Raw genomic sequence first — 16627 nt, forward strand, 5'->3', positions numbered from 1 at the left:
CTCCACCGTCATCTCGACTATCGAACGAAACCTCGGGCCGGGAGCCGGAGTGGGCCAAAGTTGGTTTGAGGATGGTGGTAGGCGCGGTGTCAACAACGCGATGAGAGCTATTCCGCTCGCGATCTCTACATGCTCAGTTCTTCCGAAGTTTCGATTTCCTGCGTGGTTTTGGGCGTCCTTTTCGCCTCGTCATCTCTTTCGCGATCCTTTTGATCACACGATCTCTTTGAACATAAATGTGGTGAAGCGCGTGCTCGAAAACCTCAAAGCCGTCCAGAATGTCGTCGAGGCTGAGTTCCTGGGCAGAGTGACTTCCTGTATTTCCGAGCCACTTCACTGCTTCCAAGTATGCTGCACCCTCGGCATCCTGGGAGCGAAACCGGACGATCCGGTCATGAAGTTTAATGCCGACCCTCTTCCTGTTCTTATTGATGGTCGTCTTTGGTACTTTTCTCTCGGTCAGTAGGGCCTCAACAGCCGACCGCGTCCTGTTGGCGGCAGAACCCAAATCTGACCACGCGGCGGCAAACGCCCGGCTGATCTCCTGTGCAACCTCATCCGGGCACTCAGGAGGTATTAAGAAGAAATGAAGAGGTGGGGAAAAGAAGGAAGGGATAAAGACCTCCTGCCAGCCTTGTTCAATGTTGCCAAGGTGGTCATAATCGAACGTCACATCAAACGTACTTTTGCCACAACAGACGACAACTTCACCGCACTCTCCGTTGGCACATACAAACGTAGCCACAAACTGGCTCTCAATCCAGTGCGGGTCCCATGACTCGTGTTCACGCGCTTTGGCGGATGGACCTGTTTCAGTTGATTTAACGCCGTCTTTAGCCACAGTCAGTGTGCCAGCCTGACAAATCGGGCACATCCAACGAGGCCATGTGTCGAACGGCGGCTGCCAGTGTTTGCGAGTGAGTGCCATCTGAATGCGAGGTTCGGAGCTACCAGTCTAAAAAGATAGGACGCTCACGTCCTTGAAGATTTCTGTGCCAGCGCGTCGATCAGGGCAGTTAGATTCGGAGCTACTGGATCGTCCTCTGTGGGGACATCGTCAGGTCCAGGAAATGCCGGATTACCCGGCGACCATAGCTCCATCGTCTCGGCGTGCTGCTCGTAGTATGCAGGATCAGTTGAAACTCTGATCGACTGCCCAAGCCCTGGTTGACGGAACGCATATTCCCTCTGACCTAGTGGAGAGACCTCAATTCCTGGAGGCAGCAGAACTGCCGATGAGACCACCCGGTCGAGGTCTACCATTGTCAGAGGCGGTTCAGGACGAGGAGGCTCCTCAAGGTCGGCTTCAGTGACAGCATCGAGGTCGAAACCACCTTCGGCCCTTTCGGCTTCAGCATCAATCTCGGCTACCGCTGCCTGCCTGTCTTCCTCCCCGGCTCCCTGGCCCCGGAGAACGCGACCAGAGATCAGGCTTGGAAGGCGTGCCAGGATAGGTTGAAGCCGTCCTACGACAGTTTCGAAAAGGCCGATGCGCTGGCGCAAGGCCAGATAGACATCCGTTTCGACGGTGTCTGCATAGTGCAGGTTCACGATCTGTATGTCCGGGAACTTCTGGCCCAAGCGATCAATACGTCCGATCCGCTGCTCGACGCGCATTGGGTTCCAGGGCATGTCGTAGTTGATCAATGCGCCGCAGAACTGGAAGTTCAAACCCTCGGCGGCAGCATCTGTGCAGAGTAGAACGTCGGCTTGGCCCTCTCTGAACCGGCGCTTCACGTCGTCGCGCGAGATCGTACGCCAGTTTCCATCCGGCCCCGCCACTTCGCCGCCACGACCCGAGAAGCACATGATCTTGAGATCGGGCTCCTTCAGGAGTTGCTGGCGAAGGAAGTCCATAGTGTCGGTGAATTGAGTGAACACCATCACCTGTCTGTAGCCAGCCGAGCGAAGTTCTCTGATTTTGTCACGAAGTTTCTCAAGTTTCGTGTCTGGCGGCAGCATCCTGATGCGCTCCAGAAGCCGCTCAATGTCAGAGCGCTCCTCAAGCGCTAACGCTTGCTGTTCGAGTTGTGCCGCCTCGTCAGTGTCGAAATCATCAGCATCGAGGTCCTCGTCGATGCTTTCTTCCAGGGCAAGCTGCGAACTTGCTAACTGGTGATTGGTGATCGCCTGTAAATGTCCTTCGAGTGTCTGCCCAAGGGCGTAGAAGCTGCTGGCCAACCGACGACGATAAATCGTCATTACGAAGCCAACCGCGTTCTTCTCCTGGGCAGTGGCCTGATTATACGAAGTTGAGATGTATCTCTCGACTTCTTGGTAGATTTCACGCTCATCCGGGGACAGGTCGATGAACCGGTCATCAACCTTGCGGTTGGCGATAGGCGTAGTGATCTTGCCAGCCTTGTAATACCGTCGCAGAAGTTCCCGTGTGTGCCGAGAAACGAGGCGGTTGATAGGCGTGTGCAGACGCATAAGCCGGAGGGCCGTCTTGCGCTCGGCAGTCTCTAATTTCCGACGTGGAATGCTCGCGGGGTCTCGAAGGGCATTCAGAATGCGTTTCGCCCTTAAAGTACTCCCACTGCTCTCTAATCGGCGAACCTCTTCAACCGGCACCGGCCCATAGGCGGCTTCCACAGACCGGAACATCGCGGCGAGACGGTCGAATGCTTCGTGGCTAGGGCTGTCCTGGAGCACCTCATCGAAGAATTTCAGGAACGCATCCTGTGTCCATTCGGGAGGCAACCCGAGCAGGCTCAAAAGATCGTACACCTCGACGGGATGAACTTGCATCGGGGTCGCTGTGAGCAAAACGAGTCCTTGTGTTCTGTCCCTCAGCCTACGCATCAGGGCGAGGAGTGCGTTCGGACCTCCCTCCTTTGCCGCTCCGGCTGCGCGGCGGCGGGCGTGATGGGCCTCATCAAGCACGACAAGGTCCCAAGGCATCGCGACTTCCAGCAGTTCACCTTGGCGCTCGCTCCTGCGTACCAGATGGCTGGATACAATCACGAACGGCTCTTCATGCCACTCCTGCCGGGGCACCACACGCTCGTTCCGTCCTCTCATTGCTGGTGAAGGATACCAGATGAGCTTGGACCCGTCGTAGATGGGCCAGTTGAGATTGAACTTCTCTCGAAGCTCGATCTGCCACTGACGGCAGACGTTTTTGGGGGCAAGGACCAGGATACGCTTCGCCCGGCCCGCTAAGACTGCCTGACGAAGCAGAAGGCCCGCCTGGATCGTCTTTCCAAGGCCAACCTCGTCGGCGATGAGGAGTTTCGGTGGCCAGCGGTCATAGAGGCGGTGGAACGCTCGAATCTGGTGCGGCCAAGGTGTCACAGCCGATGTGATCTCGCCGACGCGCTCTCCACCGTTCGGCATCTTTGGAGCATTTGCGATGAACGCCCACACTGCCCGGCGTGGGTCGAGGTGCGTCTGTAATGGTCTCTCTTCAGGTGCTTGGGGCTGCTCCGGCTTTGGGTTCACCGGGTCAGCAGCGTCAAGGCGCTTCAAACGTGCCGGACGGTCGTCCGAGGGGAGAAAGCGCAGTAGGTCGTCGCGAGCGGCGCTCGGCACGTCGAGGGTGACAACGTGACGAGCTTGGTTTGCCCAGATGCGAGCGAAGTTCTCGTCCTCTTCACTGACCCTGTCCGGGTCACGCCAAGAGGTAAAGACGTTCAAGCTCTCCCAGTTTCGGGTCCATCCAGCCTCAGTCTCATTAAGAGAACCATTGAAGGCGAGGCGATCACCGGTCTTGTCCTCGATAATACCGGATTTCTCATGGAACAGCCCATCCGCAGGAAGCGGCTTGCGGCGTTCGTCGCAGGGCACGGCAACCCGAATTTCGAGGTGTCCGTGGGCAACCATCCAGGCGAGGAGTTCAAGCGCCTCGGCCATAGTTGGATCAACCGGCGTCAGGGGAGCACTGCGCAGGTGCTGCTCAACCTTTTGCTTCAGAGCTTCGCCCTGCTCAATAGCGTCAATCTCCTTCTGATCCAGGGTGCAGCCAACCACCATCCGCATCCGGCCACCATTGGAGATCATCCACTCAACTCCCCTTGCGGCGAGCGCGAGGGCCGAGGCTGAAAAGAAGCCGGTGAGCCGGTCATAGCGAGCCGCACAGGACAGAAGCGGGACATAAAGGGACTTTACAAGGTCCCCATGGTCCGGTGTGTATTTGAGTCGCCAACTGTGGTCCTGGAGAATCGTCATTCTGCGCCTCTGATGCGCTCCGACAGGGCTGGGAAAAGATTAGCCATCAGGGGAAGCACGTCCGCCAACAACTCCTCTTCCTGTTCGATGGATCGTCCGTGGCCCACCACCCAGAGTAACCCTTGATACACATCATAGGCGCTCCCGGCAGACGTTGGAGAACCTGGAACGGGCGATGTCCGGCTAACTCGAATCTGGCTGGCGCTTTGGCTCTCTAATGGCCTTCCAACGGCGCAGTCGCATCCTGTCCGAAGGATATGGAATACGCGCGCGGCACGTAACTTACCCCAACGAGCCGTCACATCCTTATCGATCCACTGGATTAAGCTCGTCGGGTCAAACTTGATTTCTACCCACGATCTTATGTCCTCAACAAGACGGCGCGATTTCGGCAGACGCTCTACTAGGAAATCGATGGGAGAGGTAGCCGACATATAGTCCGCATGATGCACCTTTCGGAGGCGGTCCCCCTCCCAAATCGTAAGCCCATTGTTGCAGATGAGCCTGCGCCATCGGATCGCCAACTCGAATGCGCGGCTCCGATCCACTGAATTCCAGACGACGACCTCTGCGCCGATCTTGTCACCGACGGCTGCTTCAACTGGTTCAACCGGAAGGGAAACCTCAACCCTCATCCGCTCGCCATAATCCGACAGCCATACGGTAGCCTTTGTCGCTTCCGGCTGCCAGTTCTGCTGCTCAAAAGCCGTTCGGAGCATCTGAACAGTATCCTGGTGCTGGATAAGCACATAGCGTTTCGAAACCGTCGAAACCGGTACCCAACGCTCATCGTCGGGAACCGGATCGCGCAGGATGAGGTCGAGGTACTCGTTTAGGGCATTCTCGTGTGTGAAGTCCCTGCGCGAGAACCTCGGAAGACCGCTTGCTAGGTCATCGAGTGAACCGGTGATCCGGACAACCTGCTGACCTAACCAACGCACTTCCTCCAGGGGCAGACGCTCGACCTTCATCGTTAGGCAGCCTCGGCCTCTCTCCACAGATCAAGCTGCTTGGGCTCGTCCACCTGATCCGCGAAAGCGAGCTTGCGGAGGTTTTCCAATGCCTCAAAGTCTGACCCAGCGGAGGCGAGGTCACCATCGAGGTCGATCCCGCTAAAGGTCGTTGAAACTGGAAGAACCTCTAGGACGGCTTCGAGAGCAGCAAAGAAAGACGGCTCAGTATCGACCTTAGCCTTCTCTAGCATCTCGCGGGCAGCTTGAAGCGTACGCGTACGTCCAACATTAGCTGCATGGTGGATCGCGTCTACCATTGCACGCGAGCCGTCTGAGGGGCCAAGTGCCCCCTTTGCCGCGCGCCGCGCGCTGTCCCAAAGTACGAGGTCGCTCCCTTTCTTCTCGGCGAGCACGCCAACAATCTGAGCATCAAGATCAACGCCAACAGCACGCGCAAGGCGAAGAGCTTCGTCATAGGGGAAGACGGGTGCCCGGAACGCATCCCAGGCAAGCACAAACCACGACGTTAGTGGGTCGAGTTCGGTACTCGCTTTCATATGGGTGAGTTGCTCCAGCCTCCACCGTTTCACCTCTCTCCGTGCAGCCTCTAATGCGTCTTCGGGCGTCACGGCATATGGATCAAATGCCTCCTCGAACATTTCAGCTTGCTTACGGCGGCGTAACGCTTCTGGTTGCGGACGCGGGGTTCCTCTTCTCAGAGGCCAGTGACGGGAGAACTCTTCTAGTGCCGGTCCAAAGCTCGCGAGGTAGAGATCGACCCCCGTAATCCCACCTTTTTGAAACTCTGCAACACGTTCCCTTACAGCACGGGCGACCAGCGGCTCAACATCCTCCCAATAGCTCGTCTCTTGTTGAGACAGTGCAACCGCCCGAGGGCGGCAAACTAGGAATATGGTTGAATTTGCTGCGGACTTATCCTTGATGTGGAGCGATCCTTCCGCCTCGGTGTTGATGGGCCAAGAGGCCGAGATAGTAAAACCTGCGTGCATTAGCCCCGTTGTAAGTGCATCCCAAGCCCCAGTTGCCTTGTGGGTGAACATCAACGTCATGATTCCATCAGGCTTTAGGACGCGGCGGCACTCCTCGAAGATGCGCGCCATACGATCTTGGTAATCACGGCCTGCGAGTTTCTTTGCTCCTTTTTGGCCTTCGAATTTAGCTGGATTAGCGACGGCCTCATTTTCCTTATCCGTCAACTGACGAGTGAAGAGTTCCGGAACTACTCGTCCTGCAGTCCTTTTAAGCCACACATAAAAGAAGTCTGATAACTCGGCATACATCACATTGTCATAGTATGGTGGGTCCATAACCACCACATCGACAGATGCATTTTCGATATGATCAAGCACATCCCCCGACTTGCACGAAATGCTGATGTCTGGGCGGACGGTTTTGGGGGCCGCATCAGAGAGAAGGTCCCTGGTAGCTAAATCATCCCCTACAAGTCCGACGAGGTCTTCAACGCAAGTAGCTGTCTGTTCTATTGCCCAGTCATAACCTAGCCCTGGAATCAGTGGCGACATCTCTGCATGCGACCAGCGAAGCCGAAAGCCATGAACCCGAAAGGTGTGATCCATGACTTCCCGTTTTGCGTGCCATGTCACCTGCCGAGAACTGTAATCGATTATTTTATCAATACTCAACGCAAGATAGGTAAGTGCCGCACGCGTGAGTTCAGAAAGTGAGCCTTTTTCTTCTTCTTCTTGCAAAATATCCCGAAAGACCTCAACCGCGTAACAGTGGCATATTGTTTGACGAGGATTGAACAGATCGAGCCACTTGTTTTGTCCATAGATGTGCAGAGGACCTGTTTCGAAGCCATCCGGGATAGCCTCCGTGGGCAAGATATCAAGAGCCTGCCATTCACCAGATTTTTCAATCAGGTGCGCCTTAGCGACCTCGGAAATGTCATCCTCGGGTTCAGGGGAGCGGTAGCCCCTCTCCCACTTGTCACGACCACGCTTACCACTCTTCGTTCGGGTCTCAATGCGCTGCCTGAAGACGATAGCATACAATTGCTCACCCAGCCCCTGAACTCTGGCCTGCTCCTTGATCTGCTCTCCATCGATCACACGACCGCAATCGGGGAATGGACAGGTGGCATCTCCGTCCTCAACCGTGCCTGACGATTGTTCGGACACAGAGGAGACGATTTCGAAATGACAGACGCGTCCGGCAGTCCCCGGCCCACCTTCGCAATTCGGCAAAAGCCGAACGCCGGTTCCATTTGGTGCAAGCCGCCAGTTTGGCGACATCGGAACTCTGCCATCGCAGTAGGGGCACCTGATTGTCCGTGCCCAGAGATAAGTTAGGTCAAGACGCTCTGGGGCCTCTCTTTGAGGATAGAACGTGGCAAGGCGCTCACCAAGCCGCTTGCGGAATGTAGCTGCGATCCTTCGGAACTCCTCTGCCGCTAACGAACCGAATAGTGTCGGCCATTGGATAGTGGCTTTCATAACCAATGCGGCGACAGGATTTAGATCGTTGGCGAGTACCCTCTGGCCGACACGGGCTGCTTCAAATGGAATACTTCCGCCCCCCGCAGTAGGATCGAGAATCGTACGACGCCTTCCGCCGAGCGCTTGCTCAATCCAGTCGTTTTCAGCAGAATTTAGCGAATATCGAAATGCGCGCTTCCATGTGAATGGGTCCGGAATTCGCTGCCCAGTGCGACGTGCATTGACGATGGCTCGCTGCGCCGCAACTGGATCGCCGTGAATACCCAATGCATGCAGAAATTTCTCCATGTCAGCATCGGCTGGCAGAAGAGAGGCCAGAATCGCTGCTCTTGAAGCTACTAATGGACGCCGTGCCCACCAAACGTGGAGGGAGTTGTTAGGCGGCAGAGCATTGCCTGCCATGGAGAAGCGGCGCTCGCGCACACTCTCTTCCCCTAGTGCAGCGATTGGCAACCAGCGTTCGATCAGGCGAGTGTCGGACATGATTTTCTTTTTCAGATGCGCTTAGGATCGGTAAGGAGATAGCGTAGGGCAGTAAGCACTCGACGCGGGTTCTTTCGGTGCATCGCCATGCCGAGCCAGTAGGCAGCCTCCTCGCGGCCCATGGCCTCTATACCTTCGGCCACGGCACGCATTGTGTCGCGTGACCGCATGGGAGCAAGAGTTCGGAACAAAAGTCCAAGAACGAGTGCGAGGTCCTCTTCAATTCGGTGCCCCTCCTTCCGCTCGCCTTCGCGACCGGTAAGGCGGATACCAGCCTGCGACAAGCGACGGAGGACACGGTGCTCAACAAGATCGAGATTGCGTCCCCTCAGTCCTGCGATGCGAGTCGGCGCAGTGATATGGGGAGAGGCAAGAGAGGGAAGCTGCCAGACCTCGATCTCAGTATCTCCAGGACCATGACGCCTGACCCGCACCTCGTAAATCGGAGCAGTCCGGGCCGTCGCCATACCTTCAATCTTTCTCAGTCGTCCTGTCATGCCTTCGCCTCCGCAGTCGCCTCGACGTAAGCCGCTCCCGTTGCAAACCGGGTTAACTGCTCGGTGAGCTTCTCTGTACCATCACCTGATACAGGGAGCCCTTCATTGAAGGTGATTTCGAAACGGGCATCCAGGGTCTTCTCGGAAGCAGCACGCAGTTGCGGATCGAGGAAGTCCTTCAAAGGCTGAGCATCCGCCGGTGATCCCTCATACCTGATCTCAACAGTGCTTCCACTGGTGGTCTCATAGCCTCCTTCGAGTTGAACTTTCTTCCCGTCCGCTCCGCGCACAGCAGCCACGACACCGATTAGTCGGAAGGCATCACCTGCATCGAACATTCGAATCGTAAGTTGGCCAAGCCGCTCGACACGCTTGGCCTGCGCTTGTTCCCAGAGCCGTATAAGGGCTTCACGCAAAGGCCCTTCTGCTGTGAAACGGGAGTGCCCGTTCGTTTGAGGTGCTCCAGCATTGGCCCCTGTACTGGTACCGAAGGGGCTCTGTGTCTGCTCTCCAAGTCCAGACCCTGTATCTCTGGTTCCAGACGGAGCCGGGCCGGTCTCAGCCCTCCCTGGTTCTTCGGTGGGTTTAGGCGCAGGGCGAGGCCAAATGCCATGTTCGACAGCATAGGCCATGGTAAAGACGCTGGCCTGCTCGTCGATGGCGATGCTGGTGTGCGGATCGCCTTTCCCATAAAGGAGGTCGCCCCGACGGTAGACGTATTCCCCCTGTTCGATCCCGCGCCGAATGCCCTTTAGGAACACATCGTCGCCAACCAGAATTGAGAGTGCTGGATCGCGCCGGAACTCCTCACGAAGGGCAGCCGTAGTGATTTGGCCTCTCTTCAGTGGAGTTCGATCTCGAATCCAAGCTGGGGAGTCAGGCTCATCTTCTGGAGCACGGAGTTTCCGGAACTCACGGAGTGCCCGCACGACCTGCTGCTGACCCGAGCCGGGCTTTTCGGAGGCCGAATGAATATCGAGCGCACTATGGGCGAGATCGACCGTCGCGCCAGATGTGCGAGTTCGACTAGGGTAAAAGAGATGCCGGAAGCACTGCTGGATGGCTATAGCAACTTCGGTTTCTGATATGGCTTCAAGCTCCCGGACCTTTGCCTGTTGGTGTTCCGCCAACTCACTCAGGCGCTCGGGTGATTTCAATTCTCGGAGCGCAAGACGGCGGGCCATCTTCTGACGCATATCGTCAATGCGCCCCTCGTCTGCTACTACGAAAACGAGATTGTTCCGCAGCGCTCGTAGGCTTCCGCCCTCCGACCCCTTTCGCTCGAAAATGCGCTCCACAAGATCGGGTACATTGTCTGCGCCAATCCCAACGCTGCACGCGTCCTGAGAAAGCAAGACCAGATGGGGGCGACCGCTTCCGACCTCATCAGGCACATCCCATGGACCACCAGGAAATGGTACTATCTCCATAGTTTGGCCGGTGAAGATATTCTTTATGCGGTCGTTCAATTGTGCCCGTAGCTCACCAGGATCGACATGCTGCTCCTGCCGACGAATGACCTGGGTGAGGTTCGCCTCGGCCAGAAAGCGCAGCGGCGCACCAGGACGATCATCTAGGTAAGCCGACTGACCAATGAACTTCTGCCGGGCTGCCTCAATAAAGCTTATGTCGATTTGAGGGCCGAGGAGCGCGTAACGAAGGTGCTCGGGTGTAACCCCCTTTAACTGGTCATTGAACGCCAGTGTGTGCATGAACGCTGTTCGCGCGACATAGGTTGTGTAAGGCGGAAGTCCCCGAAACTGATCCTCGTCAATTTCCTGAGCAAGCGCCTTCTTGTCCCCTTCTCCCGCAATATCGTTTCGGATTGCGGAAACATACATGGCCTGTCCAAGACGGGTGACTATCTCTTGCCGGATCGGCTCATAGCCGGGATCGATGTGATGTAGGTGGATCGCCGTCGCATCCCCCGGTCGTGTGGCCCAAAGCCTCCCGACCGTCCGCCCGAGCAGACGCAGCATTCCACGCACTCGCTGGAAGTTTGCCAATGTGGCGGTTTTCGCTGTGAATGTTTCCAGGACATCTGGGTGCAGCGGGTAACTTGCCATGAAGTCGGCTACCGTCTGCGCCTTCGCGGCCTCCGGCGACAAGGATGCCTTATGGTCATGCCACAGCGCTCGGTAGCTCTCCACCGCCTGACTTGCTCCCTGAGCATCAATTCGCTCAAAGAGGCGGCGCAGAATAACCTGAACAGTCTCGTCGTCTTCCGTTGGGTTAAGGAGTGTTGCCTTACGGGCCGAGACGCTCTCTGCTTCAGCCATCTTGTCAGCGATGAACTGGTTCTCGTTACCGTAAGCGTCCGATGTCCGACCATCTTTGCCAACCGCAAGGGTATAGACGAGGGCCGCACGCGGTGAGGACTCGACCGCTTTGAAAAGGGAGGTCAGGAATGCGGTGAGTTGGTCACGAGCGCCGGAACGTCCTTGGATTTTGCGGAGGTAAATCGACAACTCGTCCAAGAGAATGAGAGCGGGACGATCACCAAATAGCTCTGCTAACGTCTCGGCACCAGGAGCTACACCCTCCTCATCCGATTTCCGGATGCGCTCATACCCCTCCCTCCCAGCGAGGGCGTAGGCAATTTCTCCCCAAGGGGTATATGCCAGGACGCCGTCTCCCATGCGTCGCCCATTGGCCGGATCGGCATTTTCGCCATCGAAAGCGGCGACCTTTACCTCTTCTCGGGGGAGAAGTTCAGGGCTGATGAACTCACCATAGTCGTTAATCCCCTGCATCCCTCGCGCAGCATGGACGAGAGCGATGAGCCCGTGGGTCTTACCGCCACCGAAGCTGGTATCGAGACGGAAAATGGCGCTTACGGCCCCTCCTGCTCCTGAGAGCCGAGCGCAGACGTTAGCCAGTAGGCTCTTCAGACCACGGGTTGGGTAGGTGTTACGGAAGAACCGAACTGGGTCGGAGTACTCGACCGGGCCACCGCCTCGGATGACGTGCGACAGGTCCGCCGCAAAATCCGCGTCGCTGGCAGTTCCAGCGAGAACATCGGCACGGGGAACACAAAGGTCGAAGATCGTCGGGATACTCATCGCGCTTCACAAACGAGGGTTAGAGCCATGGAGGTCGTAAACGGCCTCCCGGCACTACACTCTCGCATAAGCGCAGTTGATTGCCCGTAAACTCCCCCAAGCATGATTGATGCACGGGTAGAGCCTCTATGTCGAGCCCTCGGCTACTAGGTAACAGAGATACAGTAAAAATTAGTTGCGGAATTTCAAAGTCGTGTTCTCCTGGATTTCACCCGAGGCAACCACGGAGCCCGCCATTTGACCCCATCGCCTGCGAGCAAAGTCTTCAATCCTCGATCTTTTTCCGGGTGGGCTTTGGATGCCGCCGTCGAACTTGATACCGCCTGCCCATCCTTCTTGAGCTTCCTCCTTTGCGCTTCTCCCCTGAAACGGCAGGCAGTGTTTTCTGCTTTCGCAGTCCTTGCCCAAGAGGGAGCCGAGCGGCTTGCGGCGCACCTTCATTTTCTCGCTCCAGGCGACTGCCATCCCCGCCAGGACCCTAAAAAGCAGATCGCACGGGCACTGATGGTCACCTCGCGGGCAAGAGAAATCGTCCGTGCTGCCTATGGGCGAGTGCCTGACGGCCTCCTCGGCGTTCTCCAGCGGCTTGGGGATGAACCTCTTTCTTCCCCGGCTCTGTATTGGAAGCTTTACGAAAGTCTGAGCAAGCGCGAACATCGGCATCGAGCGCGGGCCTTGACGCAGCGCAGTGGTCCAATCAGCGCCAAGCACATCGAGATCATACACCGTCTCGACCCAGTCCTCGTTCATCAGAATATCCTGGACCGCATGCACAGCGTGGATCAGATTGAGAGCGCGAACGCCGCCCTTACGCTGATCCGCAGAGTAGTCTCAACCGCCTCTGATGACGCTATTCGTCAGTCGGTCGAACATCTCCAACCGAAAACTGATCTCGCGGATTTCTTTTCTCGCTGGCTGAATAAAATGGATCGGCCTCCGGCTGTGCCGCCAATTCCGAAGAATGATCCCGACTTTGCAGCGTTGACAACAGGTGAGGAAATGATTGCGCTCGGGCGGCGTTACCAGAATTGCGCAGCCCAGCAGGTTCCACTCGTGGCAACCGGATCACATGCTTACATTGAGTGGCTCCATGAGCCTGGAGCAATTGCAGATTGCCGCCGGACGACGGATGGACGGTTCGTCCTCGTCGATATCTTTGTGCATAGGAACGGTCGGCCCAGTCCCGCACTCTGCGCCACGGTACGCCGCAAGCTCGAAGCTCGTGGCATTCCGGCCCTGTCCTCTGGCGATGGCTGCCCGCGCGTACGCGATGTCCTTCATCTCCTCGGAATGTGGGACACCTGCGGTGATCTTGGCTTTGGTCACGAAGCTGACATGGAGGAGGGTCTGGCTGCCTTGGAGCAGGAACTGTCTGGTGAGGTGGCTAATGCCGCGTGAATACCTGCGTGATCCTTCAGGACGGGTTCTCGGCTCCCTCGAAGATAACAGCGTTTCTGGTCGTATTGAGGCGCGAGACGCTGCTGGTCGGCGGCTCGGCTACTACGACAAGAAGCTAAACGAAACTCGTGACGCTGCCGGTCACTTGATTTCGAAAGGCAACGTGTTGCCGGGCCTTGTCTTGTTTCAGTGATGCTTCGGCGAGCCTTGGTTCCTCTAGCCGATAAAGTCGTCCAATCACCCGCCGTTCTGCGGGCAGCATTCATCACAGGATCAATCATTGCGTTTCCTGCCTATCCAGTGACGTTCGTGGCATCCCTGTGGGCTGCTGCTGTCTGGCTGCTCCCACGAGCAATCCAGAATGCTCAGGAAAGTCACCCGCGACAGCCGTCCCCTGATCCCGTCACCGAAGCCTTTGCCGAGTTTCTTCAGCTTGAACTTGCCCAGGCACGTGAGCAAATCGTCCGGCTACAAGAGGAGATCAAGGCAGTCAAGCGGTCGCCAAAGGAGCGTGTGGAACCGCGAGGACATCCTGTCTTTCGTCGCGTGGGTCTGGATCAGGACTGTCCCAGGTGGGTTGCTGAGCATGTACGCCGCATATATAGAACCCGCCTCCATCCGGATAAAATGTCTCGGCCTGAGCACAAGAGAGAAGCGGAGCGCCGGTTCAAAGAGGCCGAACAAACCTTCGATGAAATCTGGCGGTTGCGCGGCTTTTGATACGAGTGAGTTAAACGGAGGTCCGAGATAGGCCAATTCCCTCCTCAAAAGTCCGCTGGTCTTTCCGATCCCAGAACAGAACCCCCAGAAGGTCGGTCCGCTTCACTCGGCTTTCCATCGCGTAGTCGGAGATAAAGGCATCTGCGGCCTCTTGTTGGCCTGCGAACACGATTGCGAGATGATGGTCGAACTCAACGTCCCCGCTGAAAGCGAGTTTGAACGCGAAGAGGTCCTTGTCCTGGTTGAACCAGATGCCACTGATCGGACGGGATAAAAGCTCGCAGTTGCGGAGGTGGTGATCCCAAATGATATCAATGGCTCGTTCGGAGGTACAGCCTCCGTAGATGACGAGGATAGGGGGTCGAATTGTCATGGATTCCTTTCAGATGATGATGACGGGCATGGGCTCCAGAGGGCGGCGTATTCCTGGAACTGACTTCTGCTTCAGCGGTGATGGGATACGACGCGGCCAGATCGCTGTTCTGATTGACTGATATCTCGCTCGGCCAGCCCCAGAGTAAATCGCCTTCGGATGGATGACCGCAATAATCTCGCTCCGCAGTTCCAGGGGGTCGATAGGCAGCAATCTCGTACGCCACCGTTGATCAACGGCCTTCAGGAACTCGGCTTCGGTCAGTGCCTCAAGGCTGGCAATCCCCCTGACACCCCCGTCTGCCGAGAACCACAACCACAGACCGATATCCCGCCACCACCGCGATGTTTCGCGCCGATGGTAATCGACCATATTGCGAATGGCAGTACGCCATTGCCAGAATTCCGCAGGTGAGTAGAGCAATGTCTGTAGCTCGACCGCGAATAAGCGTCGGGGATTGAGGGTAAGGATACGGCGGGAAAGGCGGGTTGCGTATCGCCGAGAGCAGGAGGCACAGTCAATTCGGGCGCAGCGGTTCTGGGAGTGGCATCTTTCGCTCATCTGGTATTTAGCGGAAATTGCTTCGCTCATATGGTTGATGCTCAGACCGGGCCTAACAGGACAACTGCAAGCGAGAGGCGTTCCGAACCAAGTTTTGCCGTCCCCGGTCCCAAGCTGCATCGCGGAGGGCTGTCATCGGTACAGATATCGATAATTCTTCAGTCAAGTACAGGAACTACCCCGCTAGGCAGGAAGGCTGAGTGGCGGTACAGCATCCAGGAACGCTTTATCTTCAGAGTTAGTCGGATCATGCTTCCCGCCTAGAAAACGAGAAGGCCACGATTGCACAGGAATAAGCTTATCTGGACTTGCGGCGTGGGGAGCCCACCCCGTAAAAAGCAGCGATAGAGCGAGGCACGAGGCGGCAGACTGGCAGCTTGATGGTAAAGTCAAGTTCTTGACAGGCCAGATGCTCAAGTCTCAGATTGTAGCGCTGGAAGGGTACATGAAAATTCATGCGTATCGCGTGATCCCGCGAGGCGAGATCAGCTTAGAGACGGTCCTGAGCCATCTGCATGGCTTGCCTTTGGAGCAAAGAATCCGGTCAACGCCTGTCGGTAGTCTGAGACTTGAGGACTCTGACAATACCGGCCCGTTCTGGCTGTTAGATTTCGGAGGAATCAGTCCGCATGGCCCTGGGCGGGCTTCGGCTTCTACACCTATAGAAGATTTCGACCTCTTAGAAGAGGAGGGCTTCGGCCAAGAGACTGCGGCGCTCTACGATCCCGCGTCCGGTTTTATGACCTTACAGTATAACCATTTTGGCCCACGAGCCGGGCGCATACAGGCGTACCTCTACAAGTTCGCACGTGTGGTCGCAGGACAAGCAGAAGGCGAGGAACTGCCTGATGCTCCTGATGGCTTCACCCTTCTCCCCGTCATGAAGGCAGAGACCACGTCGCGGTTGAACCATCTGGGTATCGTAAAGCGGATCGAGATGTCGTTCTACGTGCCCGGAGTAATCGAGAATCAGGGCAGGCAGCGGCCCTCACTCAGTTCTATTCTGGATAATCCAGTGGTCGGCAGCGCAGAACAGATTAAGTTGCAGATAGTAGCCGGTCGTGGGCGTGCTGCTACACTCGCAGTTGCTCCAGTAAGGCAGCTTGTTACTGATCTCTTGGGCGTGAGAGAGGACGTGGTTGAGTTGAGCATTACAGCGCGGGAAACCGAAGAGGCCCCCTCAGAGCCAATGGATTTCATCGAGGCGCGACTTCAGGCCGACATTCCAATCCAACGGACTGGGCGGCGATATGGTCGTCGAGAGCGATGGACAGCATTAAGGCAGGCGTTCGAAGCATGGCGTGATAACGGGCAGTTCACCTAATGCTAAGCACAGACTCGATCTGGTTCGAACGTGTATGGCCATGGGCTGGTGCCGCTGTCGCTGTGCTCGTATGGTGGTATTTTGGAGCGCCGTTCCCTCAGAGTGCTGATGGGCTTTTTGGAGCTTCTGCCACGGTCGCGTCTGTATTTGCGAGCTTCCTAGGAGTGGCTCAGGCAATAATTCTGACGATCAAGGGAACCGAAACCTTTAAGAGGCTTGAGAAGCTCGACTATATTGATAGCTTATTTGGGTATCTGCGAACCGCTATCCTTGCGGCTGTCGTGTTTGCTTCGCTCTCCATTATCGGCTTCTTCCTTGATCGCAACGTATTCAGCGGGCACTGGATCATTGTGTTTCCTGGCGGCTGGATCGGCGCAGGGGCCTTGGCACTACTGACATACGCCAGGGTTTCCAACATTCTATTCAAGCTCCTGCGGCGAGTTTAGAGGCCAACGTAGGAGCAGCATCTGCGAATACGGTACCGTCACCCGCGAACCGACGCAGCACCTCCGAACTAACTTTCTGCCCCACTTCGGCTCCCGGCCCAGTTTCGTTCGATCCGCTCCCGGCCCGAGGTTTCGTTCGATAGTCGAGATGACGGTGGAG

12 protein-coding genes are annotated in these 16627 nt (G+C 56.7%); 4 read left to right on the plus strand and 8 right to left on the minus strand.

Annotated features, from left to right (window positions below):
• Positions 1-133: 133 nt before the first annotated feature.
• From LG661_RS22015 to LG661_RS22045, 7 genes are all read right to left on the minus strand, one after another.
• Positions 134-841, minus strand: coding sequence for a DUF4145 domain-containing protein (locus LG661_RS22015; RefSeq protein WP_230534157.1), 708 nt, complete (start codon positions 839-841; stop codon positions 134-136).
• Positions 842-972: 131 nt separating this feature from the next.
• Positions 973-4170 (minus strand): DEAD/DEAH box helicase, encoded by a 3198-nt coding sequence (locus LG661_RS22020; RefSeq protein WP_230534158.1) that lies wholly within the window; start codon positions 4168-4170, stop codon positions 973-975.
• Entirely contained in the window at positions 4167-5141 is a 975-nt protein-coding gene (locus LG661_RS22025) for a DUF932 domain-containing protein (RefSeq protein WP_230534159.1), read from the minus strand. The genes LG661_RS22020 and LG661_RS22025 overlap by 4 nt, the downstream gene beginning before the upstream one ends.
• 2 nt (positions 5142-5143) lie before the next feature.
• Positions 5144-8086 (minus strand): DUF1156 domain-containing protein, encoded by a 2943-nt coding sequence (locus tag LG661_RS22030; RefSeq protein ID WP_230534160.1) that lies wholly within the window; start codon positions 8084-8086, stop codon positions 5144-5146.
• An 11-nt stretch (positions 8087-8097) separates the two neighbouring features.
• The gene (locus LG661_RS22035) at positions 8098-8583 is read right to left on the minus strand and encodes a DUF7680 family protein (protein ID WP_230534161.1); all 486 of its coding nucleotides are present in this window, start codon (positions 8581-8583) and stop codon (positions 8098-8100) included.
• Positions 8580-11645, minus strand: a complete 3066-nt coding sequence (locus tag LG661_RS22040) for an ATP-binding protein (protein ID WP_230534162.1) — start codon at positions 11643-11645, stop codon at positions 8580-8582. The genes LG661_RS22035 and LG661_RS22040 overlap by 4 nt, the downstream gene beginning before the upstream one ends.
• Before the next feature lie 171 nt (positions 11646-11816).
• Positions 11817-12395: a hypothetical protein gene (locus tag LG661_RS22045; protein WP_230534163.1), complete on the minus strand. Its 579-nt coding sequence runs from the start codon at positions 12393-12395 to the stop codon at positions 11817-11819.
• Positions 12396-12413: 18 nt separating this feature from the next.
• Between LG661_RS22045 and LG661_RS22050 the strand changes: the two genes are divergently transcribed.
• Together LG661_RS22050 and LG661_RS22055 are read left to right on the plus strand one after the other, a co-directional pair.
• Positions 12414-13043, plus strand: a complete 630-nt coding sequence (locus LG661_RS22050) for a hypothetical protein (protein ID WP_230534164.1) — start codon at positions 12414-12416, stop codon at positions 13041-13043.
• Complete coding sequence (locus tag LG661_RS22055) at positions 13033-13236, plus strand: hypothetical protein (RefSeq protein ID WP_230534165.1); 204 nt, start codon at positions 13033-13035, stop codon at positions 13234-13236. Before LG661_RS22050 ends, LG661_RS22055 begins: the two co-directional genes overlap by 11 nt.
• 537 nt (positions 13237-13773) lie before the next feature.
• Here LG661_RS22055 and LG661_RS22060 read toward each other — a convergent pair.
• Positions 13774-14136: a hypothetical protein gene (locus LG661_RS22060; RefSeq protein WP_230534166.1), complete on the minus strand. Its 363-nt coding sequence runs from the start codon at positions 14134-14136 to the stop codon at positions 13774-13776.
• A 970-nt stretch (positions 14137-15106) separates the two neighbouring features.
• Between LG661_RS22060 and LG661_RS22065 the strand changes: the two genes are divergently transcribed.
• Positions 15107-16021: a DUF6731 family protein gene (locus LG661_RS22065; RefSeq protein ID WP_230534167.1), complete on the plus strand. Its 915-nt coding sequence runs from the start codon at positions 15107-15109 to the stop codon at positions 16019-16021.
• On the plus strand, positions 16021-16467 hold the full coding sequence (locus tag LG661_RS22070; RefSeq protein WP_230534168.1) for a hypothetical protein: 447 nt from the start codon (positions 16021-16023) through the stop codon (positions 16465-16467). Before LG661_RS22065 ends, LG661_RS22070 begins: the two co-directional genes overlap by 1 nt.
• The last annotated feature ends 160 nt before the right edge of the window (positions 16468-16627 follow it).

Source organism: Microvirga roseola (assembly GCF_020866965.1).
In the GTDB taxonomy this organism is placed as follows: Bacteria; Pseudomonadota; Alphaproteobacteria; order Rhizobiales; family Beijerinckiaceae; genus Microvirga; species Microvirga roseola.

Coding starts and splice junctions, on each gene's coding strand:
- LG661_RS22025 (WP_230534159.1), bottom strand. CDS start 5,141: ATGAAGGTCGAGCGTCTGCCCCTGGAGGAAGTGCGTTGGTTAGGTCAG.
- LG661_RS22055 (WP_230534165.1), top strand. CDS start 13,033: ATGCCGCGTGAATACCTGCGTGATCCTTCAGGACGGGTTCTCGGCTCC.
- LG661_RS22050 (WP_230534164.1), top strand. CDS start 12,414: ATGCACAGCGTGGATCAGATTGAGAGCGCGAACGCCGCCCTTACGCTG.
- LG661_RS22020 (WP_230534158.1), bottom strand. CDS start 4,170: ATGACGATTCTCCAGGACCACAGTTGGCGACTCAAATACACACCGGAC.
- LG661_RS22070 (WP_230534168.1), top strand. CDS start 16,021: ATGCTAAGCACAGACTCGATCTGGTTCGAACGTGTATGGCCATGGGCT.
- LG661_RS22040 (WP_230534162.1), bottom strand. CDS start 11,645: ATGAGTATCCCGACGATCTTCGACCTTTGTGTTCCCCGTGCCGATGTT.
- LG661_RS22045 (WP_230534163.1), bottom strand. CDS start 12,395: ATGAACGAGGACTGGGTCGAGACGGTGTATGATCTCGATGTGCTTGGC.
- LG661_RS22065 (WP_230534167.1), top strand. CDS start 15,107: ATGCTCAAGTCTCAGATTGTAGCGCTGGAAGGGTACATGAAAATTCAT.
- LG661_RS22060 (WP_230534166.1), bottom strand. CDS start 14,136: ATGACAATTCGACCCCCTATCCTCGTCATCTACGGAGGCTGTACCTCC.
- LG661_RS22030 (WP_230534160.1), bottom strand. CDS start 8,086: ATGTCCGACACTCGCCTGATCGAACGCTGGTTGCCAATCGCTGCACTA.
- LG661_RS22035 (WP_230534161.1), bottom strand. CDS start 8,583: ATGACAGGACGACTGAGAAAGATTGAAGGTATGGCGACGGCCCGGACT.